This window comes from Piscinibacterium candidicorallinum (assembly GCF_047549485.1).
GTDB lineage: Bacteria > Pseudomonadota > Gammaproteobacteria > Burkholderiales > Burkholderiaceae_C > Piscinibacterium > Piscinibacterium candidicorallinum.
Map to the genome: position 1 here is coordinate 3,208,902 of NZ_CP180191.1, position 23,114 is coordinate 3,232,015.

Annotated in this window: 18 protein-coding genes and 1 other RNA gene; 5 read left to right on the plus strand and 14 right to left on the minus strand. The window is 66.3% G+C overall.

The window, feature by feature from the left end; all coding sequences use genetic code 11:
- Positions 1-127 precede the first annotated feature (127 nt).
- Positions 128-542: RNase P RNA component class A (rnpB, locus tag ACMDW7_RS14485), an RNA gene on the minus strand.
- A 95-nt stretch (positions 543-637) separates the two neighbouring features.
- On the opposite strand from rnpB, the gene ACMDW7_RS14490 reads away from it, so the two are divergent.
- From ACMDW7_RS14490 to ACMDW7_RS14500, 3 genes are all read left to right on the plus strand, one after another.
- Positions 638-1,387: a helix-turn-helix domain-containing protein gene (locus tag ACMDW7_RS14490; RefSeq protein WP_377303179.1), complete on the plus strand. Its 750-nt coding sequence runs from the start codon at positions 638-640 to the stop codon at positions 1,385-1,387.
- A gap of 125 nt (positions 1,388-1,512) precedes the next feature.
- On the plus strand, positions 1,513-3,219 hold the full coding sequence (locus ACMDW7_RS14495; RefSeq protein WP_377303177.1) for a thiamine pyrophosphate-binding protein: 1,707 nt from the start codon (positions 1,513-1,515) through the stop codon (positions 3,217-3,219).
- Positions 3,220-3,408: 189 nt separating this feature from the next.
- Positions 3,409-4,272, plus strand: a complete 864-nt coding sequence (locus tag ACMDW7_RS14500; protein WP_377303175.1) for an energy transducer TonB — start codon at positions 3,409-3,411, stop codon at positions 4,270-4,272.
- A gap of 171 nt (positions 4,273-4,443) precedes the next feature.
- On the opposite strand, the gene pyrC is transcribed toward ACMDW7_RS14500, so the two are convergent.
- From pyrC to ACMDW7_RS14515, 3 genes are all read right to left on the minus strand, one after another.
- Complete coding sequence (gene pyrC / locus ACMDW7_RS14505) at positions 4,444-5,496, minus strand: dihydroorotase (RefSeq protein WP_377303173.1); 1,053 nt, start codon at positions 5,494-5,496, stop codon at positions 4,444-4,446.
- A gap of 200 nt (positions 5,497-5,696) precedes the next feature.
- Positions 5,697-6,263, minus strand: a complete 567-nt coding sequence (locus tag ACMDW7_RS14510) for a DUF2799 domain-containing protein (protein WP_377303171.1) — start codon at positions 6,261-6,263, stop codon at positions 5,697-5,699.
- Between the two features lie 60 nt (positions 6,264-6,323).
- Positions 6,324-7,463 carry a tartrate dehydrogenase gene (locus ACMDW7_RS14515; RefSeq protein ID WP_377303169.1) on the minus strand — a complete coding sequence of 380 codons (1,140 nt, stop codon included), beginning with the start codon at positions 7,461-7,463 and terminating at the stop codon, positions 6,324-6,326.
- A 43-nt stretch (positions 7,464-7,506) separates the two neighbouring features.
- On the opposite strand from ACMDW7_RS14515, the gene ACMDW7_RS14520 reads away from it, so the two are divergent.
- The gene (locus tag ACMDW7_RS14520) at positions 7,507-8,397 is read left to right on the plus strand and encodes a ThiF family adenylyltransferase (RefSeq protein ID WP_377303167.1); all 891 of its coding nucleotides are present in this window, start codon (positions 7,507-7,509) and stop codon (positions 8,395-8,397) included.
- 21 nt (positions 8,398-8,418) lie between these two features.
- On the opposite strand, the gene trxA is transcribed toward ACMDW7_RS14520, so the two are convergent.
- The 7 genes from trxA to ACMDW7_RS14555 form a co-directional block, all read right to left on the minus strand.
- A complete protein-coding gene (gene trxA, locus ACMDW7_RS14525; RefSeq protein ID WP_377304258.1) occupies positions 8,419-9,261 on the minus strand; it encodes a thioredoxin in 843 nt (280 codons plus the stop codon).
- Between the two features lie 87 nt (positions 9,262-9,348).
- Complete coding sequence (locus ACMDW7_RS14530; RefSeq protein WP_377303165.1) at positions 9,349-11,133, minus strand: monovalent cation:proton antiporter-2 (CPA2) family protein; 1,785 nt, start codon at positions 11,131-11,133, stop codon at positions 9,349-9,351.
- A 10-nt stretch (positions 11,134-11,143) separates the two neighbouring features.
- Positions 11,144-11,698, minus strand: coding sequence for an NAD(P)H-dependent oxidoreductase (locus ACMDW7_RS14535; protein WP_377303163.1), 555 nt, complete (start codon positions 11,696-11,698; stop codon positions 11,144-11,146).
- 257 nt (positions 11,699-11,955) lie between these two features.
- Positions 11,956-17,589, minus strand: a complete 5,634-nt coding sequence (gene uvrA, locus ACMDW7_RS14540) for an excinuclease ABC subunit UvrA (RefSeq protein ID WP_377304256.1) — start codon at positions 17,587-17,589, stop codon at positions 11,956-11,958.
- 169 nt (positions 17,590-17,758) lie between these two features.
- The gene (locus ACMDW7_RS14545) at positions 17,759-18,043 is read right to left on the minus strand and encodes a hypothetical protein (protein WP_377303161.1); all 285 of its coding nucleotides are present in this window, start codon (positions 18,041-18,043) and stop codon (positions 17,759-17,761) included.
- A 37-nt stretch (positions 18,044-18,080) separates the two neighbouring features.
- Entirely contained in the window at positions 18,081-18,821 is a 741-nt protein-coding gene (locus tag ACMDW7_RS14550) for a head GIN domain-containing protein (RefSeq protein WP_377303159.1), read from the minus strand.
- Positions 18,822-18,828: 7 nt separating this feature from the next.
- Positions 18,829-19,632, minus strand: coding sequence for an SIMPL domain-containing protein (locus ACMDW7_RS14555; RefSeq protein WP_377303158.1), 804 nt, complete (start codon positions 19,630-19,632; stop codon positions 18,829-18,831).
- A gap of 124 nt (positions 19,633-19,756) precedes the next feature.
- Between ACMDW7_RS14555 and dinB the strand changes: the two genes are divergently transcribed.
- Positions 19,757-20,875 (plus strand): DNA polymerase IV, encoded by a 1,119-nt coding sequence (gene dinB / locus ACMDW7_RS14560; RefSeq protein ID WP_377303156.1) that lies wholly within the window; start codon positions 19,757-19,759, stop codon positions 20,873-20,875.
- 163 nt (positions 20,876-21,038) lie between these two features.
- On the opposite strand, the gene ACMDW7_RS14565 is transcribed toward dinB, so the two are convergent.
- The 3 genes from ACMDW7_RS14565 to ACMDW7_RS14575 form a co-directional block, all read right to left on the minus strand.
- Positions 21,039-21,779: an SDR family NAD(P)-dependent oxidoreductase gene (locus tag ACMDW7_RS14565; RefSeq protein ID WP_377303154.1), complete on the minus strand. Its 741-nt coding sequence runs from the start codon at positions 21,777-21,779 to the stop codon at positions 21,039-21,041.
- A gap of 120 nt (positions 21,780-21,899) precedes the next feature.
- Positions 21,900-22,484, minus strand: a complete 585-nt coding sequence (locus ACMDW7_RS14570; RefSeq protein WP_377303152.1) for a TetR/AcrR family transcriptional regulator — start codon at positions 22,482-22,484, stop codon at positions 21,900-21,902.
- Between the two features lie 56 nt (positions 22,485-22,540).
- Positions 22,541-22,972, minus strand: a complete 432-nt coding sequence (locus tag ACMDW7_RS14575; protein ID WP_377303150.1) for a GFA family protein — start codon at positions 22,970-22,972, stop codon at positions 22,541-22,543.
- Positions 22,973-23,114: the final 142 nt, after the last annotated feature.

The following is a 23,114-nucleotide window of genomic DNA, read 5'->3' on the forward strand; positions in this document are numbered from 1 at the left end:
ATGCACCAAGGCGATTTTCCGCACATCCAAAGCCGATCTCCGGCATTTTGTAGATCACGGAAAAGATGTCCGAAAATGAACCCTCTCGCGCGAGCCGGACATGATGCGCAGACGGTTCTGAATTCAGCTGCAAAGCAGGCCTGTAAGCCGGATTCTGTGCGGCGCGCTTGCGCGCGTCCGGCAGTCATTCCTCTAGGCGACGCATTGCTGCGCCGCTCAAGCCTTCTACCCGCAGGCGCACCGGGCCGATGCATCGCCTGCCTATTTGAAGTTGCTCCGGGTGGGGTTTGCCGTGCCGCGCCTGTCACCAGCCGCGCGGTGCGCTCTTACCGCACCGTTTCACCCTTGCCTGTGCCGCTTGCGCGGCCATCGGCGGTCTGTTCTCTGTTGCACTGTCCGTCGGCTTCGGTGCCCGGCGCGGCGCAGATTGCTCCGCATCGCGCGTTCCCTTCACCGCCTGGCCGTTAGCCAGCACCCTGCCCTGTGGAGTCCGGACTTTCCTCCCGTGGGGCGAACCCACCGGCGACTGCCCGGCCTGCTTTGCAGCGCGCATTGTCCCACGCAGGGGCAACCAGCCTGCGGGCGTAACATGCGCGGCCTGTACGCAAGGGACCACGCACGAGGGAGGAATACCGCGATGCAGACGACCCAACTGGTCGACGCCCTGAAGCGCGAACTCAAGGCGCGCGGCATCAACTACGCCACCGTGGCCGAGGGCATCGGCATGAGCGAGGCGACCGTCAAGCGCATGCTGTCCACGCGCAATCTCACGCTCGAGCGGCTCGACGAGATCCTGGAGGCTACCGGCATCAAGCTGCAGGACCTGCTGCGCGTGTCCCTGGCCGACGAGGACAGCAAGCTCATCAGCGAGCTGACTGACAAGCAGGAACGCGAGATCGTCGCCAACCCGGCCCTGTTTGCCACGGCCGTGGCCTGCATGAACCTGATGCGCTTCGAGGAGATCCTGGACCTGTATGCGCTGACCGAGGCGCAGCTCGTCGCCATGCTGACCAAGCTCGACAAGATGGGCCTGATCGAGCTGCTGCCGGGCAACCGCATCCGCGTGAAGGTGGCACGCACCTTCCGTTGGATTCCGAACGGCCCGATCATGCAGTTCTTCCGCATCCAGGCGCAGGAGTACTTCAGCTCCAGCTTCCACGGCACGGGCGAGAAGCTGATCCTGGTGAACAGCATGCTCACGCGCGCCACGATCGAGAAGTTCATCGAGCGCATGCAGGAAATGGCGCGAGACTTCTCACGCCTGCACTCCGAGGACACCAAGTACCCGATCGACAAGCGGCATGCACACAGCCTGATCCTGGCGGTGCGGCCGTGGGAGCCGAGCACGCTTCGCCCGCTGCGCAGGCGACCAGATCAGGTGCGCTGACGCGCACCTGATCCTCTCTTTTGAACGAACGAGGAGAAGCTGCGCTCCTCCTCGAGCACCTCCTCCTTGGGGGGACTTTGCCCCCCTTGCCCCCGAACTGCGGGGCCTTCGCTGACTGCCACGCCATGACCCACCCCGCCCGCACCGCCGCCCAATGCCTCGTCGATCAACTGCGCATCCACGGGGTCGACACCGTCTTCTGCGTGCCGGGCGAGAGCTATCTGCAGGTGTTGGATGCGCTGCATGGCTATCAGGATTCGATCAAGCTGGTGGTGAACCGGCAGGAGAGCGGCACGACCTTCATGGCGGAGGCCTACGGCAAGCTCACGGGCAAGCCGGGGATTGCGATGGTGACGCGCGGGCCGGGGGCGACGAATGCGGCGATTGGCGTGCACACGGCCTTTCAGGACTCCACGCCGATGATCCTGTTCATCGGCCAGGTGGGCACGGACATGTTCGAGCGCGAGGCCTTCCAGGAGGTGGACTACCGCTTCATGTATGCGCGCCTGGCCAAGTGGGTGGCGCAGATCGACCGCGCAGACCGCATCCCGGAATTCATCGCCCGCGCCTTTGCTGTGGCCACCAGCGGCCGCCCCGGTCCGGTGGTGCTGGCCCTGCCCGAAGATCTGCTCTCGCAGGCGGTCGAGGTGGCCAATGCCCAGCCCTATCACGCGGTGCAGGCCGCGCCCACCCCGGCGCAGATGGCGCAGCTGGAGAATCTGCTCGTCCACGCGCGGCAGCCGCTGGTGCTGGCTGGCGGGCCGGGTTGGGACCGCGCCGCCTGCGCCCACCTGCGCCACTTCGTCGAGACCTGGAATCTGCCGCTGGCCTGCGCCTTCCGCTTCCAGGACACCTTCGACCACCATCACCCCAACTATGTGGGCGATGTCGGCATCGGCATCAACCCGGCGCTGGCAGCGCGCGTGAAGGCGGCCGACGTGCTGCTGGTGCTCGGCCCCCGCCTGGGCGAGATGACGACCTCGGGCTACACCCTGCTCGAGGTGCCGACCCCACACCAGCACCTGATTCATGTGCATCCGAACCCCGACGAGCTGAACCGCGTCTATCAGGCCGAACTGGCGATTGCGGCCGGCAGCTTCCATATGGCCGATGCGCTCGCCCATCTGCCCCCGCCAGCCTTTGCGCCGGCCGATGCGCCCTGGGCCGAGACCGTGAAGACCGCCCGCGCCGACTATGAGGCCTGGCAGGCCGAGCCCAAGGCCAGCCGCGAGGCGCGCTTCAACCCCTGGCAGATCGTGCAGACCCTCAAGGCGGAGTTGCCGGCAGACACGCTGATCGCCAACGGCGCGGGCAACTTTGCGACCTGGGGCCACCGCTTCTGGCGCTATGGCGGCATCGAGCACCACGGCCGCACGCAGCTCGCCCCCACCAGCGGCGCGATGGGTTACGGCCTGCCGGCGGGCATTGCGGCGTCGATCCTCGACCCGCAGCGCACGGTGCTCATCACCGCGGGCGATGGCGACATCATGATGACCATCCAGGAGCTGGCCACCGCCCTGCAGTACGGCGCGCGGCCGCTGATCCTGCTGTTCAACAACGGGCTGTACGGCACCATCCGCATGCACCAAGCGCGCGACTTCCCCGGCCGCATCTCGGGCACGGAACTGCGCAACCCGGACTTTGTTCAGCTGGCGCAGGCCTTCGGCGCCCATGCCCAGCGCGTGACCGAGGTGGCGCAGTTCAAGGCGGCGCTGGATGCGGCGCGTTCGGCCATCCGCGATCAAGGCGTTCCGGCGCTGATCGAACTCATCACCGACCCCGGACTGATCACGCCAACGATGCGTTTGCCGGATCAGCCTGCCGGGGCCTGAAATCGGCCATTGGCGAAATTGCTACAAGACGTTGCCCGAGACGCAACGCGATTGAAAGATTCTTCAATTTCGGCCATACACGTTCGGTTTCAAAACTACGATTCCGTCACATATTCATTCAGAGCGCACACCAGGCAGGCCCAGCCTGAGGAGAATGGTGCAGCGCCAAAAACGGGATCCGTTGCTTCCATGAGTGCTATTCGCTTGACCGCCCTTGCGGCGGCTCTGTGCGCGCTGCTTGGCGCGCACGCCACTTCTCTTGCCCAGACCGCCCAGCCCGCGCCCAGCAGTGGCAACGCCCAGGGCAACAGCCAGGAGTCCGTCTCGGACCGCACCCGACGCCTGGCGGACAACCCGCTCAAGTGGATCATGATGCAGGACGACCGGCCCCGCCGCGGCAATGCGCCGGCGCCGGCCAATACGCAGCGTCCCGCCACCCCGGCCGCAGCGGCAGCCGCTGCTCCGGCGCAAGCCAGCGCCGCCGGTACGGGCGCAGCGCGGCCGGCTGCAGCAGCAACGGCCCCTGCCGCGGCGACCGCTGCCGCACCCGCAGCGGCCACAACAGCCGCGCCCGGCGCAGCAGCCCGACCCGCAGCCGCGCCCGCACCTGCCGCAGCTGCACCGGCCACCACGCCCCCCGCATCGGTCAGCACGCCAGCCGCCACGGGCGCCACGGCAGCCACCGCAGCTGGCGTGGCTGCCGCCCCGGCTGCTGCAACGCAACAAGCGGCACCCGCCGTACCCGCTGCAGCCATCGCCGCACCCACAGCCGCAGCGGCTCCCGTGGTGGAAGAAGATCAACCGCTGAAGCTGGTCAAACAGGTCGCGCCGGAAATTGGCAGATCCATACTGCAGCGTGGCATCCGCAAGGGTGATGTCCGCGTGTCATTCACCGTCATGCCCGATGGCACGGTGACCGATGCTGCCATCGTGTCATCCACGAACTCGGTGCTGAACGCACCGATCCTGGCTGCGGTTCGCCAGTGGCGCTACGAGCCGATCAAGCGTCCTCAGCAGCATGGCGCGCAAATTGCTTTCGATTTGGAGCAGTGATTCACGCGTCTGCGTCTGTCACTGGGTAGTTTCTTCATTCTCCGACCACGGGTAGCGCTTTCGTCAACGAGGCGCCGATTCCCAAGGTGTTCAGTCGGGGCGAGCCGCAAGGGTCGCCCCGCTTTTTTTGTGCGGCGCGCCAGACGGCTGTCGCCACAACGCGCCCTGCGCTCAGTTGTGTGCGCCGCGCCAACCGAGGGTCTCGCCTGCCGCCAGCGGCACCAGCGGCGACTCCAGGAACGGCACCTCGTCGGGAATCACCCAGCTTTCGCGCTTGAGCGTAATGCTGCCGCTGTTGCGCGGCCGGCCGTAGAAGTCCGGGCCGTGGAAGCTGGCAAAGGCTTCCAGTTTGTCCAGCGCACCCGCCAGCTCGAAGGCGTGGGCATACAGCTCCATGGCATGCAGGCCGGAGAAACAGCCGGCACAGCTGCTGGCATGCTCCTTCAGATGCCGCGCGTGTGGAGCAGTGTCCGTGCCCAGGAAAAAGCGCGGGTTGCCTGAGGTCGCGGCCTCGACCAGCGCGATGCGGTGCGGTTCGCGCTTGAGCACGGGCAGGCAGTAGTAATGCGGCCGCAGCCCGCCGGAGAAGATGGCGTTGCGGTTGTAGAGCAGGTGCTGCGGCGTGATGGTGGCGGCTACGCGACCCTCAGCATCGCGCACGTAATGCGCGGCCTCCTTGGTGGTGATGTGCTCGAAGACCACCCGCAACTCGGGAAAGTCGCGGCGCAGCGGGATCATCACCTCGTCGATGAACACGGCTTCGCGGTCGAACACGTCCACGGACTTGTCCGTCACCTCGCCATGCACCAGCAGCGGCAGATCAAGCCGCTGCATGCGCTCCAGCGTTGCATGGCACTTGCGGATGTCACTCACGCCGAAGTCGCTGTTGGTGGTCGCCCCGGCCGGGTAGAGCTTCAGGCCGATGATCTTGCCTCCGGTATCCACTGCGCGGTCGATCTCGTCGGGCGGCAGGTTGTCGGTGAGGTAGAGCGTCATCAGCGGCTCGAAGTCCGCGCCCGCAGGAAGGGCCGCGAGGATGCGCTCGCGATAAGCCAGCGCGGACGCGACCGTGGTCACCGGCGGCTTGAGGTTGGGCATGACCACCGCGCGGCGGAACTGGCGGGCGGTGTACGGGGCCACGGCCTTGAGGGCATCGCCATCGCGGAAATGGACGTGCCAGTCGTCGGGCTGGGTCAGTGTGAGAGTGTTCGGTGCGGTGCTCATCCGCGCATTATCGCGGCCGGGCGCCCACTCGCCCGGAGCACACCCTATGCAAAGACTCGGCATGAGATGCAGTGCTGAAAACCGAGGGCAAAACAGGCCAGGATCCGCATGCTGCGTGCGGATCCCGGCCTGTTTACCTATTCAATCAGTCGTAGAAAATAAGCTCTCTACATCACCGCTTTTCAACGTTCGATTGAAAATCAGCGCCCCAAGCCCCAACCGTTCGCGTTGGCTTCGGACTCCAGCCGGTCGCGGGTGGCGATGGCCTGCGCACGGGCGGCGATGACGCCGGAGAGCTGCGCGCGGGCGGTGTCGCGGTCACCCTGGGGCAGCTTCACGTCGTCGGCCCGGGCGCGCAGGTTCACGAGGTCGTTGTCCAGCCGCTGGACGCGCTGATCCGCTTCGTAGAGCAGCCGGCCGTGGTTCCAGGCGCGCTGCAGGGTGGCTTCGTCCATGCCGCGGCAGATCGGGCCGAAGCCGTCATTGCGGCGGCCTTCGCGCAGCAGAAAGCGCGGTGTGCAGTAGGTCGCTTGCCCCTCGGCCCAGCCGCTCTCGAAGGCCTTGCGGTCGGGGTTGGTGCCCAGCTGCTGGCAGGCTGCGCCACGGCGCCAGCCCGCATCCATCGCGCGGCCGTCCAGCGCAGTGCTGCGGCCTTCGCTGCGCCAATCAATGCGGGCGCAGTCTTCCGGCTTCTTGGGGGTGGTGTCGCAGGCGGTGAGCAGGCTAACGGCGACGAGAACGGCGAAAACAGCGCGAGGCAATGACATGGACGGCCCTGAGTTGATGTGTGTTCTTGGGTGGACTGGCTGCAGACTCAACGCGCCAGCTCAGGCAAGCGCCGACGCGATCGCCTCGCCCAACGCCTGGGTGTTTGCCCGGCCGCCGATGTCCGGCGTCTTGGGCGCGGCAGGATCGGCCAGCACGCGTTCGATGGCTGCGACGATCGCGTCGTGCGCCTCCGGGTAGCCGAGGTGCTGCAGCATCATGGCGCCCGCCCAGATCTGGCCGATAGGGTTCGCAATGCCCTGGCCCGCAATGTCCGGCGCGCTGCCGTGCACGGGCTCGAACAGGCTCGGAAACTTGCGTTCCGGATTGATATTGGCCGAAGGCGCAATGCCGATGGTGCCGGTGCAGGCGGGGCCGAGATCCGAGAGGATGTCGCCGAACAGGTTGCTGGCCACCACCACGTCGAAGTAGGCCGGCCGCTGTACGAAGTGCGCAGTCAGGATGTCGATGTGGAACTTGTCCACGTTCACATCCGGATAGCGCTGCGCCATCTCGGCCACGCGCTCGTCCCAGTAGGGCATGGAAATGCTGATGCCGTTGCTCTTGGTGGCGCTGGTCAGGTGCTTCTTCGGCCGGCGCTGGGCGAGGTCGAAGGCGAACTGGAGCACGCGGTCCGTGCCGGTGCGCGTGAACACCGCCTCCTGCAGCACGAACTCGCGCTCGGTGCCTTCAAACATTCGGCCGCCGACGCTGGAGTATTCGCCCTCGGTGTTCTCGCGCACGATGTAGAAGTCGATCTCGCCCGGTGCGTAGCGGCTGCCGTCGCGCTTGACCACCGGCGCCGTGATGCCCGGCATGAGCCGCGCCGGGCGCAGGTTGATGTACTGGTCGAACTGGCGGCGGAACTGGATCAGCGAACCCCACAGCGAGATGTGGTCCGGCACAGTCGCCGGCCAGCCGACCGCGCCGAAGAAGATCGCGTCATGCCCGCCGATTTGCTGCTTCCAGTCATCCGGCAGCATCTTGCCGTGCTTGAGGTAGTAGTCGCAGTGCGCGAAGTCGAAGTGATCGAACTGCAGGGCGATGCCGAAGCGCCCGGCGGCGGCCTGCAGTACGCGCAGGCCTTCGGGCATGACTTCGTTGCCGATGCCGTCTCCGGCGATGACTGCGATGCGATGGCTCACGGGCCTGCTCCAAGCGGTTGCGCTGCGAAAGGCTCGATTGTGGCGCAAGCGGTGCATTCGCTCTCATGCGCCGACGACGTTGATTCCTACAATGCGCGGCATGAATACGGTTGCGGACGCTGCGCTGCAGGACATGGACGCCGAACGCCGCTTCGGCGGCATGGCACGCCTGTATGGCAAGGCCGGTGCGGCGCGCATTGCGGCCGCGCATGCGGTGGTGGTCGGCATCGGTGGGGTGGGCTCCTGGGCGGCAGAGTGCCTCGCGCGCAGCGGCGTCGGCAGGCTCACGCTGATCGATCTGGATCACGTGGCAGAGAGCAATGTGAACCGCCAGGTGCACGCGCTCACGCCCACGCTGGGCCAGGCCAAGGTGCTGGCCATGCGCGATCGGATTGCGCAGATCAACCCGGCCTGCGTGGTGCATTGCGTGGACGACTTTGTCACGCGGGAGAACGCCGCAGGCCTGATTCCCGCAGACGCGAGCGCCCTGCTCGACTGCATCGATCAGGTGCACCCCAAGGTGGCGCTGGCCCTGCTGGCCCGACAACGCAAGCTGCCGCTCATCATGGCGGGCGCCGCCGGGGGCAAGACGGATGCCACGCTGCTGCGTGCGGACGATCTCGCCTTTGCCACCCATGACCCACTGCTGGCACGGGTGCGCGGCCTGCTGCGCAAGCAGCATGGCTTTCCTGCGCCGGACCCAAAGGCAAAGACTGCCAGCAAGCGCACACCAAAGATGGGCGTGCGCGTGATCTACAGCGCCGAAGCGCTACGCCGTCCGCAGGCCGAGGCCTGCGATGTGTCTGAATCCACACATCCAGCAGCAGCCGAGAACGAAGCGGCTGCGCTCCACATGGGAGCGGCTGCGCGCGGTATTGAAGCGGCTGCGCCGCAGGGCCTGTCCTGCGCCGGCTACGGCTCGGCCATGCACATCACGGCCAGCATGGGCCTGATGGCGGCGGGCGCGCTGCTCAACACGCTTGCGCAGTGAGCGCCTCCAACGCTGCGGTGCTCAGTTGAGCGCCGTGGACAGGCGGCGGCGCCACTTGCCCACCACTTCGGGCGAGGGGCCGGTCATGTTGAAGATGTCGATCATCTTCTTGCGGCCTACGTCTTCACCGAAGGCACGGTCGCGCGTGACGATCTCCAGCAGCTGCTCGAGCGCCTCTTCCCATGCCGCCACGCTGATATAGGCCTCGGCCAGATCGAGCCGCGCCTGGAGGTTCTTCGGGTCGGCGTCGATCGCGGCCTGCAGCTTGTCCACACCCGGCAGCTTGAGCGCGTTCTTGGCGGCATGGATGCGCGAATCGAGCGCATGCCAGCGCGGGTCGATCTGGTTCTTGGGCGAGATCTTCTCGAACTCGGCCTTGGCAGCTTCGTTGTCGCCGGCGTCCACCAGCAGCTCGATCAGATCGAAACGCGCTTCGTCGAAGCCGGGGTCCAGTGCAAGCGCGGCCTTGAGCTTGCGCTGCGCGGTGTCGAGGTCGCCTTCGGCACGGGCCTGGCGCGCGGCGGCCAGCTCCATCTCTTGCGGCTTGGGCAGGTGCTTGTCGAGAAAGGCGCGCAGCTGGCCCTCGGGCAGGGCGCCCATGAAGCCATCGACCGGCTTGCCGTCCTTGAAGAGCACGCAGGTCGGAATGCTGCGGATGCCGAAGGCAGCAGACAGCTCCTGCTCGTCGTCCGAGTTGACCTTGGCCAGCTTGAAGGCGCCGCCGTAGGCGGTTTCGAGCTTCTCCAGCATCGGGCCGATGACCTTGCAGGGACCGCACCAGGGCGCCCAGAAGTCGATCAGTACGGGCGTGGTGCTCGAGGCGGCAACCACTTCGGATTCAAAGTTTTCTACGGTGACGTCGATCATGGCGGGCAGGTGTTCGATGCAGATTGCTGGGATGTGGCGGATTGTCGGGCAAATTCAAGAGCGGCGACTCGCGTGGATGCAGGCTCACCAGCGCAGGATCTCGGGGTCTTCGTCCTTGCCCTTGCGGCCTTCACGCGTGAGCAGGGCCGAAAGATCGGCCCGCGCGCGGTCCGACAGGCTGATGAGGGTCTTGGTGTCACCACGGTGTCGGGCGGACTCCTTGAGGATCTTCTCGTCGTGCGCGATGAAGGTGCGCGTGGCCAGGTGCGCCTGGTGCGGTGTCTCGCCCAGTGCGATCAGGGTTTTCTCGCCCAGGCGTGCCGCAGCGCGGAAGGTCTCGCGCTCGTGGGTGACGCCCAGGTTTTCGAGCTCGTAGGCATCCGTGCGGCCGATCGCCCGTGCGAGCACCTGCACCTGCGGAAAGCGCGCCTGCACCAGCTTGACCGTCTCGACGATGACGGCGCCATCGTCGATCGCCAGCACCAGCGCACGTGCCTGCGCAATGCCGGCCGCCTCGAGCACATCGATGCGCGAAGCGTCGCCGTAGTAGCTCTTGAAGCCGAAGCGGCGCGTGAACTCCACCTGATCCGCGTTGTGGTCGATCAGGGTCACGCCATAGCCGCGCGCCATGAGCAGACGCGCCACCACCTGCCCGAAGCGGCCGAACCCGGCGACGATGATCTCGTTGCGTTCCTCGATCGTGTCGGCCTCACGCGCGGCCTGCGCATTCATGCGTGGCATCACGAAGCGCGTCAGCGCCATGAACAGCAGCGGCGTGGTCAGGATGCTGGCCGCGACGATGGCGTTCATGATGTCGGCATAGGGCCCAGGCAGGGTGCCCTGCGCACGCGCCGCAGTCAGGATGACGAAGGCGAACTCGCCCACCTGCGAGATGATGATCGCAAACAACAGCCCGTCCTGCCCGCAAAGCTTGAACAGACGTGCAATGCCATAGAGCACGGCCATCTTCAGCGCCACGAGTGCCAAAGCGCCACCGATCACCAGGAGCGGCTGTTCGACAAACAGGCGCATCTGCACGCTCATGCCCACGGCGATGAAGAACAGTCCGAGCAGCAGGCCCTTGAAGGGCTCGATGTCCAGGTTCAGCTCATGCCGGTATTCGCTCTCGGCCAGCAGCACCCCGGCCAGAAAGGTGCCCAAGGCCATCGAGAAACCCACGTGTTCGGCGGCGTAGGCCGCACCCAGCACGAGCAGCAGCGAGAAGGCAATGAACACCTCCCGCAGGCCCGTGTTGGCAATGAAGCGCAGCACCGGCCGCATGGCAAAGCGCGCAATCACCACCATGCCCACGATCAGCGCAATGCCCTGCCAGAGCGAAAAGCCGTGCGCCGCCCCGCCCTCCTTCACCGGCGCGATCGCCGCGAGCAGCAGCAGGATCGGAATGACCATGATGTCCTGGAACAGGCTCACCGACAGCGCGCTGCGCCCGCCCGGCGTGGGCAGGAGATTGCGCTCGGCCATGAGCGCCAGCGCCACGCTGGTGGACGACTGCAGCGCCGCAATGCCGATCACCAGCGCAATCGGCCAGGGCAGGCCGGCCGCGATCATCACACCTGCCACGATGGCTGCGGTGACAAACACCTGCAGGCCGCCCATGCCGAAGATCGGCACACGCAGCTGCCAGAGCTTCTTGGGGTTGAGCTCCAGACCCACGAGAAAGAGCAGCAGCACTACGCCGAACTCGGCGAACTTGAGCACCGAATCCGGGTTGTCGATCAGCTTCAGACCCGCGGGGCCAATGATCACGCCGGCGATCAGATAGCCGAGCACCGCGCCCAGACCCAGGCGCTTGAACAGCGGCACCGCCAGGACGGCAGCCACCAGAAAGATCAGGGTGTCTTGCAGCATGGCGGCCCCTTCAGCGGCTGTCGACCACAGGGGGCAGATCACCCGCCGCCAGGCGCTGCATCAGCGCGCGATAGCTCTGGGCCATGTCCGGCAGGCGCTCGTGCAGATCGGTGTCCTCGGCGCCGTGGGCCACGTGACCAAGAAACTTCATGCTGCAGAAGCAGGCCGTGGCTTCGAGCGGGCGCAAGAGTTCGGTGAGCGTGAACTGGCCGTGCTCGCGCCCGTAACCCGCCTGATCCCCACCGATCGACACCGCGATCAGCAGGGACTTGCCCGCCAGCGCGACGCCCTTGCTGCCGTAGGCCCAGCCGTGGGTGAGCACGGCGTCCTGCCAGGCCTTGAGCAGCGGCGGCGTGGAGTACCAGTACATCGGAAACTGCATCACGATCACGTCATGCGCGAGCAGCAGCTCCTGTTCGCGCGCCACGTCGATGAAGCCGTCCGGGTAGGCGCTGTAGAGGTCGTGCACATGCACGCCACTCAGCTCGCGCACGGCATCACGCAGCGTGGCGTTGATGCGGCTTTCCGGCAGATTGGGGTGGGCCAGCAGAATGAGGACGTTCACGGTGTGCTCGCGTCAAGGCCATCGGGGGGCAATGCCGCATTGTGGCCGAAGCCGCCGCGCGCCAGCACCACGCCCGGATGCGGCGGGCCAGATGTCCATTTCACGCGGCATTCCAGACCAAAATGGCTGGAAAGCCGCACCAGACAAGCGGAACCAGTGGTGCAAGGGGCTCGCGCTGGCAGGCGCGAGCTCTTCGAGCGGCGCGGGGCATGCCCCGCGAAGCTCCGCTCTCAGCACCAGACAAGCGGAAAGCCCCTTCAGTGCGCAGTCGCCCGCCGCCCCGGCTGCGTCAGAAACTCGCCCAGGATGCGCCCGGTGTGCGAGCCCTTGTGTGCCAGCACATCGGCCAGCGGCCCGGCCACGACCAGCTGCCCGCCACCCGAGCCGCCTTCCGGGCCCATATCGATCAGCCAGTCGGCTTCGGCCATCACATCCAGGTTGTGCTCGATCACCACCACGCTGTTGCCGGCATCCACCAGGCGGTGCAGCACCCGGATGAGCTTTTCCACATCGGCCATGTGCAGGCCGACCGTGGGTTCATCCAGAACGTACAGGGTGTGTTCATTCACCTTGAAGCGGCCTGTCTTGTCGGTGCGGGCCTTGGCCAGTTCTGTGACGAGCTTGATGCGCTGCGCCTCGCCGCCGGAGAGCGTCGGTGAAGGCTGGCCAAGCGTGAGATAGCCGAGACCGACATCCTGCATGAGCTTGAGCGGGTGCGCAATGCTCGGGCTCGCGGCAAAGAACTCCACGGCGTCGTCCACGCTCATGTTGAGTACATCGCCAATGCTCTTGCCGCGCATCTGCACTTCGAGCGTGGCGGCATTGAAGCGCTTGCCGCCGCAGGTCTCGCAGACCACCTTCACGTCAGGCAGGAAGTTCATCTCGATGGTGCGCATGCCCTGGCCGTCACAGGTCTCACACCTGCCCTTGCCGGCATTGAAGCTGAAACGGCTGGCATCAAAACCTGAGGCACGCGCGTCGAAGGTGTCGGCAAACAGCTTGCGGATGGCATCCCAGAAGCCGATGTAGGTCGCCGGGCAGGAGCGTGGCGTCTTGCCGATCGGCGTCTGATCCACCTCCAGCACGCGCGTGACCTGCTGCCAGCCCTCGATGCCGGCACAGCCGACCCAGTCCGCGGCCTTCTTCGCCTCGCTGGTGCGGGCCTGGAGATTGGCCAGCAGCACCTCGCGCGCGAGCGTGCTCTTGCCCGAACCGGAGACGCCGGTCACCACACTCAGCACGCCGAGTGGCACCGGCACATCCACCTGCTGCAGGTTGTGCAGGCTGGCGCCGCGCACGGTGAGGCGGCGTGCCGGGTCGGGCGTGCGCGGCGTCTGCATTGGGTGCGCAATCGGCGAACGCAGGTAGCGGCCGGTCAGCGAATCCTCATGCGCCATCAGCTCCTGCAGCGTGCCCTGGGCGATGATGCGTCCACCGCGGCTGCCGGCGCCGGGGCCGATGTCGATGATGTGTTCGGCACGGGCAATCGTGTCCTCGTCGTGCTCGACCACGAGCAGGGTGTTGCCCTTGCCTTCCAGGCGCGAGAGTGCATCGAGCAGCACGCGGTTGTCGCGTGGATGCAGGCCGATGGTCGGCTCATCGAGCACGTAGCACACGCCCTGCAGATTGCTGCCCAGCTGCGCGGCCAGACGGATGCGCTGTGCCTCGCCACCCGACAGCGTGGGTGCAGCACGGTCCAGGGTGAGGTAACCCAGGCCCACCTGCTCCAGGAATGACAGGCGGCCGTTGACCTCGGCAATCAGGTCGCGGGCGATCTCGGCCTCGCGCGCATTGAGGTGCATGCCGTCGAAGTAGGCCTGCGCCTCGCCCACACTCATCGCACCGACCTGGGCGATGTTGTGATCGCGAAAGCGCACGGACAGCGAAGTCGGATTCAGGCGCTGGCCCGCGCAGGTCTCGCAGGGCTGCGTGTGGTCGACGTCGACCTCTTCCTCGGCCAGATTCTGCTCGCGGCCGCTGACGTCCTCGCGGTCGTCGATGTAGCGCGTGAGCAGGCCGGTGCCCTGGCAGCTGCCACACCAGCCCAGCTTGGAGTTGTAGGAGAACATGCGCGGATCGAGCTCCGGAAAGCTCAGCCCGCAGGTGGGGCAGGCGCGCTTGCTGGAGAACACGCGCAGCGGCGTGTCGGCGCTGGCACCGAGCGGATCGCCCTTGTTGAGTGCATTCACCAGACGCTCGAGGTGCGTGATCACATGCACCGTGCCCTTGCCAAACTCCATCGCGCGCGAGAGCAGATCGCGCAGCACACGCTCGTTATCCGGGCGGCCGACCAGATCGCCCACCGGCAGCTCGAGCGTGTGCTCCTTGAAGCGGTCCAGGCGCGGCCAGCGCGCCGTGGGGAAGAAACTGCCGTCCACGCGGATGTGGGTATAGCCCTTGCCGGCCGCCCACTTCGCCAAATCGGTGTAGTAGCCCTTGCGGGCAACTACCAGGGGCGCAAGCAGGCCGATGTGCTGGCCGGCATAGTCAGCCATGATCTGGCTGACGATGGCATCGAGCGTCTGCGGCACGATGGCTGCGCCGTCGTTCGGGCAGTACTGCGTGCCCAGTTTCACGTACAGCAGGCGCAGGAAGTGATGCAGCTCCGTGACCGTGGCCACCGTGCTCTTGCGGCCGCCGCGGCTGGTGCGCTGCTCGATGGCCACCGTGGGCGGGATGCCGAAGATCGCGTCCACATCGGGCTTGCCGCCGGGCTGCACGATGGAGCGCGCATAGGCGTTCAGGCTTTCCAGATAGCGGCGCTGGCCTTCGTTGAAGACGATGTCGAAGGCCAGGGTGCTCTTGCCCGAACCCGAGGGCCCCGTGATGACCGTGAACTTGTCGCGCGGGATGTCGAGATCGATGGCCTTGAGGTTGTGCTCGCGCGCCTTGCGGATCTGGATCTGCATGGGCGCGCCTTCATCCGCAGCGGCGCCGGGGGTGCCGTAGGCGGCGCGCGGCTCCTCGACGCGAAAGCCTGCCGGATGGCTCAGGCGCACGTCGTACTCGCGCAGTGCCCGGGCGGTGTGTGAGTCCGGGTGCGCGAGCAGCTTGTCCAGCGGGCCGGCGAAGACCAGCTGCCCGCCGGCGTCCCCGCCCTCGGGGCCGAGGTCGATCAGCCAGTCTGCAGCGCGCATGACATCCAGGTTGTGCTCGATGACGATCACGCTGTGGCCGGCATCGATGAGCTTGCGCATGGCCTTGAGCAGGCGCGCGATATCGTCGAAGTGCAGGCCCGTGGTGGGCTCGTCGAACAAATACAGGGTGCCGGCCTTGGGCACGCTCTTGCGCTGGGCCGCCTCCGCCAGGAAGCCGGCCAGCTTCAGGCGCTGCGCCTCGCCACCCGAGAGTGTGGGCACGGGCTGGCCGAGCTTCAGATACTCCAGGCCCACATCGGAGAGCGGCTGCAACACGCGCTTGACCTCCCAGTCGTCCGAGAAGGCCGACAGCGCCTCGCTCACCGTCAGGTCGAGCACATCGCTCACGCTCAGCTGGCGCCCCCAAGCGCCGAGCTTCACTTCGCGGATCTCGGCACGGAAGCGCGTGCCGTCGCAGTCGGGGCAGCGCAGGTACACGTCCGAGAGGAACTGCATCTCGATGTGCTCGAAGCCCGAGCCGCTGCAGGTCGGGCAGCGCCCGTCGCCACTATTGAAGCTGAAGGTGCCCGCCGTGTAGCCGCGCTCCTTGCTCTGCGGCAGACGCGCAAAGCGCTCGCGGATGGCATCCCAGGCGCCGACGTAGCTCACCGGGTTGGAGCGCGCGGTCTTGCCGATGGGGCTCTGGTCCACGAACACCACGTCATCAATCTGGTCGGCGCCATAGACCGCGCGCGCCTTGCCCGGCTGCTCCGTGGCCTTGCCCTTGGCGCGCAGCAGCGCGCGGTGCAGCACCTCGTCCATCAGCGTGGACTTGCCCGAGCCGGACACGCCCGTCACCACCACAAAGCGGTGCAGCGGGAACTCCACGCTGACATTCTTGAGGTTGTGCTCGCTGGCTTCCTCGACACGCAGCTTGGGGCCGGAGAGCAGGCCTTCGCTGTTGACGAACGGCGGGCGGGGCGTGATGCCGGCATCCGCCCGCTTGCGGCCGTTGAGATAGTCCGCCGTCAGCGTGCCGGCCTGCGCCACATCGCTGGCCTTGCCGTAGAACACGATGTTGCCGCCCCGTTCACCCGGCCCGGGGCCGATGTCGAGCAGCCGGTCAGCGGCAAACATCACCTGGGGATCGTGCTCCACCACCACCAGCGAATTGCCGGCGCGCTTCAGGCGCTGCATGACACCGTTGATGCGATCGATGTCGCGCGGATGCAGGCCGATCGAAGGCTCATCCAGCACGAACAGGGTGTTGGTCAGCGAGGTGCCGAGCGCCGTGGTCAGGTTGATGCGCTGCACCTCGCCACCAGAGAGCGTGCGGCTCTGCCGGTCCAGCGTGAGATAGCCCAGACCCACATCGCAGACGTACTGCAGACGCGCACGCAGTTCATCGAGTACCAGGGACCCGGCTTCATCGAGACTGCCCTCAAACGACAGGCCATCGACAAAGTCCTTGACGCGCGCGATCGGCAGCAGCATCAGGTCATGCACCGTGAGGCCGGGCAGGCTGTCGAGCACGGCTTGCGAAAAACGTGCCGCGGTGGGGCGGTAGCGTGCATAGTCGCTACCCAGAGCGCGCTGCGCATCGGCCTGGGTGCCCACGCGATACAGGCAGGCCTCGGGCTTGAGACGCTCACCGCGGCAGGTGGGGCATTCCGTGTAGCTGCGGTACTTGGAGAGCAGCACACGGATGTGCATCTTGTAGGCCTTGCTCTCCAGATACTCGAAGAAGCGGCGGATGCCGAACCAGTCCTGCTCCCACTTCTTGAACTTGGGATCGCCCTCCACCAGCCAGCGCTTGTGCTCCTCGGGCAGGTGCTTGTACGGAATGTCTACCGCCACACCGTGCCGGGGGGCGTGGCGCAGCAGATCGTCCTGGCATTCCTTCCAGGCGGGCGTGGTCCAGGGCTTGATCGCACCGGCCTTCAGGCTCTTGTTCTCGTCAGGAATGACCAGGCCGTAGTCCACGCCGATCACGCGGCCGAAGCCGCGGCAGGCCTCGCAGGCGCCCAGCGGTGAATTGAAGGAAAAGGCCGACGGATTGGGCGGCGTGTAGCGCTTTCCGCTTTCATCTTCCATGTGCTCGCTGTAGCGCAGCACCGCCGTCGCGCGCTGGGCGTCCTCAGCGTCCAGCACTCGCACCTGCGCCCGGCCGTGGCCAAGCTTCAGTGCACCTTCAAGCGCCTCCAGAATGCGCGGATCATCCACGCTCGCCAGCTTGAAGCGATCGGCCAGCACAGTCAGTTGCTCGACCTCGCGCGCAAAGACCTTGGTGTAACCCTGGGCACTGAGGTACTGCTCGATCTCTGCTTCGGAGAAGTTGGCCGGAATCTTGACCTCGAAGGTCACAGCCACACGATCATCCTGATCGCGGGCACGCAGTTCCTTCAGGATGCTGGCGGGCGAATCACGCCGGATGGCGCGACCGGTTACCGGGTCATACAGCGTGGAAAAGCGCGCGAACAGCAGCTTGAGGTGGTCATTGATCTCGGTCATCGTCCCGACCGTGGAGCGGCTGGTACGCACCGGGTTGGTCTGGTCGATGGCAATGGCCGGCGGCACGCCCTCGATAGCGTCCACCTGCGGGCGGTCCATGCGGTCCAGGAACTGCCGCGCATAGGGCGAGAAGGTCTCGACATAGCGGCGCTGGCCCTCGGCATAGAGCGTGTCGAACACCAGCGAACTCTTGCCCGAGCCCGACACGCCGGTCACGACGACCAGTTCACCGAGCGGGATGTCGAGCGAGAGATTCTTGAGGTTGTTCTGGCGCGCGCCGCGGATGCGGATGCGCTTGCCGATGACATTGCCGAGATAGGAGGAGGGATCTTGTTCGGCCATTTTGAGGAGTGATGGGTGTTTGCTCCATGCTACCCCTCGGGTCAAGCGCCGCCGTGACGGTTTGCCCTCTGAACTGGCCCGCTTCCGGCGCCTGCTGACAAGGCTGTGTCAGCAGGTCGCAGACGATGAATCAGGAGGGTTCCGGGAAAACCCATGTATCGCGAAGACCTTCGAACTCCGACTCGGCATAGGCACGAGCAACTGAGAGGGATTCGTGTTGTGAGTCGAAAAACACGATGCCGTCTTCGGAAAGCCCAAGCAAGAAGCCTCCTGCTTGGTCAGGAAACTCGCAGACCACGAGTTGCGCGAAATCAGGCAGCTTCTCGCCCCAAGCGCGTTGCCATGCTTCGGTTGAGCTGTGGCGTGCGTCAATATCGGAATAGCAGTAGACGCGTGCTCTGTAGACGTCAGGCAAAAGCAACCGTGATTCGCGTGTCACAAGTGCTACCCAATCATTTGAGGGGCGACACCTCGCCGCTACCCGCAATGCTCTTGCTGAGCTTGGGCTCGCCGCGATAGCGCACATCCCCGCTGCCGGCAATCCGCACCGTCAGTGTTTCGGTGGCGTTCACGCGGGCGTCACCACTGCCGGCAATCCGCACCTCCACGGTCTTGGCCTGCAGGTCTTCAAGCCGCACGTCACCGCTGCCCGCGATGCGGATGCTGCTGTCCTCGGCGCTGCCGCTGCCGCGCACGTTGCCGGAGCCGGAGATGCTCACGCTGAGCTTTCGGATCTCGGTATCGCGCAGGTGGATGTCGCCGGAGCCTGAAATGCTCAGCTCCAGCTGCGGGGTCTTGTAGGCCGGCAGACGCAGCTCGCCGCTGCCGGCGATGGTGGCGCGCGTGAGGCTGCGCACATTGAGCACGGCAATCAGGGCCTGGCGCGGGCGCAGATCCAGGTTGCGCCGCACCGGGCGGATCTGCAGCACGCCGTTGTCCACCACGGTCTCGATCAGCGGGAGCAGGCTTTCGTCGCCGGAGAGGGTAATTTCCTCGCGCTCGCCGATCACCACGCTCACACGGATCGGCAGGCTCAGCACCACAGCGGTGGTGCCGGCCACGGGGCGCGCCTCGGTGCGATACGGGCCTTCGCCGCGTACGGTCTCGGCGTGCAGCGGCAGGGCCGTAAACAGCGCGACCGCTGCAGCCAGCACGATGCGCCAACCCGAGAAGAAGCCCGTCTGCATGTTCATCGCGCCCTCAATTCTCCATCTGCACGCTGCCGCTCACGGTCAGCGAAAGTTCAGTCGAGCCCGCCTGGATCGGCATGTCGGCCTCCGGCGCGGCTGCAGCCATTGCCGCCATGCGCAACATGGGGCGCGGCTGCGGCGGCACAAAGCCGCTCGAGGTGCCCACGTTCACCTGCTGAATGGAAAACTTCTTGTAGCCGAAGGCGCTGGTAGCCACCTGCGCCTTGCGGCGGAACTCGGCAATCGCGCGCTCCATCAGCTTGGCTTCTTCGGCATTGCGCAGCTCGGTGGAGACCTCGAACGTGTTGTTGGTGATCTGCAGCGCGTTCGGGCCGGCCTGTGTGAGCTTGCCGGCCAGCTTGCCCAGCGCGGTGAAGTCCTTGCTCTTGAGAATCACTTCGGCGCGCACCGTCCATCCCGTGCGCTGGCCTTTGTTGTCAAAGCGCTGGAAGGTCGTGAAGCCGCCGGTGGACGCCTGAATGCCGGCGACGCTGCGGGCTTCCTTGAGCGCTTCGGTGATCGCGCGGGTGACTTCGGCGCTCGGGCCGGCGGTGTCGGCGCCGCTGCGCTCGGCGGCGAGCATGACCACGGCCAGGTCCGGCGTGACCTGGGTCTGCACGGTAGCGTCTAGGTTGAGCACGTCCTTGGGGGTCATGGGCATCATCATGGCAGGGGTTTGCGCGTGCGCCGGGCTGAATGCAGCCATCGCGCCGCAAGACAGGGCCGCCGCCAGCAGTGAATGGCCCAGCAGGCGCTTGAGCAGCGCAGAGGTGTCCATGGCGCGAGCGGATTTACGGGCAGTGAGGGTCTTCATGGTCATTCTCCGTGTGGGTGACTGTAATTCAACGGATGCGCCCTGCCCGCGGGGTTGCCGCGGGCGCCATGATTTGTGACAAGCTGTACGTCCAGCACCAAACGCGCTGCACACCGAACGCGCCTTGAGCACCACACCGCTCTCACCACCAGACACGGACGACGACGACGCCGCCACGGAAATCGCAGCGCCCGGTGGTGACTTTGCGCGGCGCATTGCGCACCTGGACATGGACGCTTTCTATGCCTCCGTGGAACTTGCGCGGCGGCCAGAGCTGGCTGGCCTGCCGGTCATCGTCGGCGGCCGCGGCGATCCTGAGTCGCGCGGGGTGGTCACCACCGCCAACTACGAAGCGCGCAAGTTCGGCGTGCATTCCGCCATGCCGATGGCCAAGGCGGTGCGCCTGTGCCCGCAGGCCGTGTTTCTGCCGGTGGACTTCGCGGAGTACCGCCGCGTGTCGCGCCTGTTCAAGGCGGCCATCGTCGAGATCGCGCCCGTGATGGAAGACCGCGGCATTGACGAGGTCTATCTCGACCTGACCGAGCACGAGGAGCCCACGCGCGTGCTGGGGCTGGCACTCAAGGCGGCCGTCAAGGAAGCCACAGGCCTGACTTGCTCGATCGGCATTGCGCCCAACAAGCTGCTGGCCAAGATCGCCAGCGATCTTGAAAAGCCCAACGGCCTGACCATCCTCCGCACGCAGGATCTGGCCACGCGCATCTGGCCGCTGCCGGCGCGCAAGATCAACGGCATCGGCCCCAAGGCGAGCGAGAAGCTGGCGGCCCTCGGCGTGAACACCATTGGCGAACTGGCCGCCTGCGAGCCCGGCTGGCTGGTGAGCCACTTCGGCAAGAGCTACGGCGCGTGGCTGCATCGCGCGGCCAATGGCATCGATGCGCGACCGGTGGAGACCGAAAGCGAACGCAAGAGCCTTTCGCGGGAAACCACCTTCGCCACCGATCTGCACCCGGTGCGTGACTGGCAGGCGCTTGCACGGCTGCTGGCCGAACTGTCGCGCGATGTGGCCGCGGACCTGGCCAAGCACAAGCTGCGCGGCCGCACGATCGGCGTAAAGGTGCGCAACGACCAGTTTGCTATTGCCACCCGCGATCTGTCCCTGCCCGAGTTCACCGACCGCGAAGCCGTCATCCGCAAGGCGGCGTTCGAATGCTTTGCCCGGGTACCGCAAAACCGCAAACTGCGGCTGCTGGGCGTGCGGGTGAGCAACTTCGAGCAGGGGTAGTTCTGAATCGGCGCATGGTCGGCTCCGCCTGTCCCGCAAGGATCTTCAGGCACTTGCCCTGAAAACGCGCTCTGGAGGCCGATCTTCAGGCGCATGCCTTGAAGATCGGGTCCAGACAAGCGGAAACCGGCACCCGCCTCGCGCTGAGTTCAGCGGGCGCGGATCACAGCTTGGTGCCGCCGCTCACGTCCACGATCTGCCCGGTGGTCCAGGCGCCGTCCGGGCCGGCCAGGAAGCCGACGACGCCTGCCACATGTGCGGGTTGGCCGATGCCTGGCAGGGCCTGGATCTGCGCCACCGTCTGCTCACCTTCGGGCGTGCGTACCCATGCGCTCATTTGCGTGTCGATCGCACCCGGCGCCACGGCGTTCACCGTGATGTTGCGCTTGCCCAGCTCGGCGGCGAGCTGCAGCGTGAGCACGTCCACAAAGCCCTTGGTGGCCGCATAAGCCGGGATGCCAGGGAAGGCGATGCGAGTGACGGCAGAAGCCACGTTGATGATGCGCCCCCCGGCCGGAATGCGCGGCAGGAACTTCTGGGTGATGAAGAACAGGCTGCGCATGTTGATGTTGGCCTGGCGGTCGAATTCCGCTTCGCTCATCGCGTCGATGCCGGCAAACAGGGCCACGCCCGCGTTGTTGACCAGGATGTCGACCGTCGGCGTCGTGACGGCGGCGGCGAGCTTGGCGGGGCCGTCAGCCGCGGCCAGATCGGCCTGCACGGTGCTGGCCTTGCCGCCGGCGGCGCGGATTTCGGCCGCCACGGCCTGGGCTTCGGCCGCGCCGCTGCCGAAGTGCAGGATGACCTCGGCACCGTCGGCAGCCAGGCGCTTGGCAATTGCGGCGCCAATGCCGCGGGATGCGCCGGTGACCAGCGCGGTCTTATGGAGGAGAGGCTTGTTCATGGACGTTCTCTTTAGTGGAACGATCGGTCAATATTGAGCCCAATTAAAGGCGCCTGACCGATCGGTGCGGCGCCTGGGGCGATGGATCATGGCGCGGGCTGCCAGCCCGCGCCATGAACGCTAACTGTGGTCTAGCAGGGCCATTGCAAGGTCCGCGGTACGCTGCAGGCGCGCTTTTGAGTCATCCACTCGCGCCGTGACGCGCAAGCCACTCATCAGGCTCATCAGCAGATCGGCCAGCTCGGCCGAGGGCGCGGCGTTGCGCACCGAGCCATCCTTCTGCCCGCGCTCAATCGTGCCGCGCAAGAGCTCATGCGTGGCCTGCCACTTGGCCTGCAGACTCAGGCGCAGGGCCGGATCGTCCACGAACTCGAGCAGGCCGGTGGTGACGATGCAGCTCTGCCGCGCGGGTTCGCCGCTGGCACAGACCTCCACCAAGCCACCAAAGAAGGAGCGCAGCGCCGCCCGCCCGTCCGGCGCAGCCTTCATGGCCGCCACGGCCGCACCGAAGCGGCCCACCGCGCAATCGACGGACTTGAGATACAGCGCCTGCTTGTCGCCAAAGGCGTTGTAGAGGCTCTGCTTGCCCAGCCCCGTGGCCTCGCACAGCATGGCCACGGAGGTTGCGCCATAGCCATGGGTGCTGAAGACATCCGCGGCGCGCTCAAGCACCTCGGGTTCGGAGAAATTGCGTTCTCGGGCCATGCGTGCAGACTAGATCAATATTGACCGACCAGTCAAATATAGAGTTCGGGTGCGCTTCATGCCTCCCCCACGAGTACATCTACATCCGGGATCCAGCCGCGTGCCCGGCGCGCCAGCCGGTCGCCGATGGCTTCGCCCTCGAAGCTCACCTGGGCGTACTGCAGACGCTCGGGCGCCACCCCCTCCAGGGCCCGCACGCTGACCACACCGAACAGCCGGCCATCGACCTCGGAGGTCACCGCCGGGACTGAACCGCAGCGGCGGCACACATGAAAGTCCGCCGTGCCCGTGCCGAATCGATAGACCCCGTGATCGGCCGCCGCCGCGATGCGGATGCGCAGCCGCCCCTGCGGATGACTGGTCCAGACGCCGCCGTGCTTCTGGCAGAAGCTGCAGGTGCATGCGCGCGCCGGAATGGGCGCTTCCGGCGCAAAGCCTGCAAGAGAAAAGCGGATGTTTCCGCAATGACAGCTGCCATGAAGATCCATGCACCCCTCCTGCGCTGGGCCCCACGCCCCTGCCCGGGACGATAGCCGCGCCCGCAGCTCATGCTGCCGAATCGGCAATCTGTCACAACCGATGCAAACACCTGAAGCCCCGGCGCGGCGCTTCAAATACATTCGCGCCTGC

What these genes read in the sequence shown, in the direction of transcription:
- ACMDW7_RS14515 (WP_377303169.1), bottom strand. Translation starts at nt 7,463, where the DNA reads ATGCACCGCTTGCGCCACAATCGAGCCTTTCGCAGCGCAACCGCTTGG.
- ACMDW7_RS14550 (WP_377303159.1), bottom strand. Translation starts at nt 18,821, where the DNA reads ATGAACATGCAGACGGGCTTCTTCTCGGGTTGGCGCATCGTGCTGGCT.
- ACMDW7_RS14565 (WP_377303154.1), bottom strand. Translation starts at nt 21,779, where the DNA reads ATGAACAAGCCTCTCCTCCATAAGACCGCGCTGGTCACCGGCGCATCC.
- ACMDW7_RS14490 (WP_377303179.1), top strand. Translation starts at nt 638, where the DNA reads ATGCAGACGACCCAACTGGTCGACGCCCTGAAGCGCGAACTCAAGGCG.
- ACMDW7_RS14555 (WP_377303158.1), bottom strand. Translation starts at nt 19,632, where the DNA reads ATGAAGACCCTCACTGCCCGTAAATCCGCTCGCGCCATGGACACCTCT.
- ACMDW7_RS14500 (WP_377303175.1), top strand. Translation starts at nt 3,409, where the DNA reads ATGAGTGCTATTCGCTTGACCGCCCTTGCGGCGGCTCTGTGCGCGCTG.
- ACMDW7_RS14570 (WP_377303152.1), bottom strand. Translation starts at nt 22,484, where the DNA reads ATGGCCCGAGAACGCAATTTCTCCGAACCCGAGGTGCTTGAGCGCGCC.
- ACMDW7_RS14495 (WP_377303177.1), top strand. Translation starts at nt 1,513, where the DNA reads ATGACCCACCCCGCCCGCACCGCCGCCCAATGCCTCGTCGATCAACTG.
- pyrC (WP_377303173.1), bottom strand. Translation starts at nt 5,496, where the DNA reads ATGAGCACCGCACCGAACACTCTCACACTGACCCAGCCCGACGACTGG.
- ACMDW7_RS14520 (WP_377303167.1), top strand. Translation starts at nt 7,507, where the DNA reads ATGAATACGGTTGCGGACGCTGCGCTGCAGGACATGGACGCCGAACGC.
- ACMDW7_RS14530 (WP_377303165.1), bottom strand. Translation starts at nt 11,133, where the DNA reads ATGCTGCAAGACACCCTGATCTTTCTGGTGGCTGCCGTCCTGGCGGTG.
- ACMDW7_RS14510 (WP_377303171.1), bottom strand. Translation starts at nt 6,263, where the DNA reads ATGTCATTGCCTCGCGCTGTTTTCGCCGTTCTCGTCGCCGTTAGCCTG.
- ACMDW7_RS14575 (WP_377303150.1), bottom strand. Translation starts at nt 22,972, where the DNA reads ATGGATCTTCATGGCAGCTGTCATTGCGGAAACATCCGCTTTTCTCTT.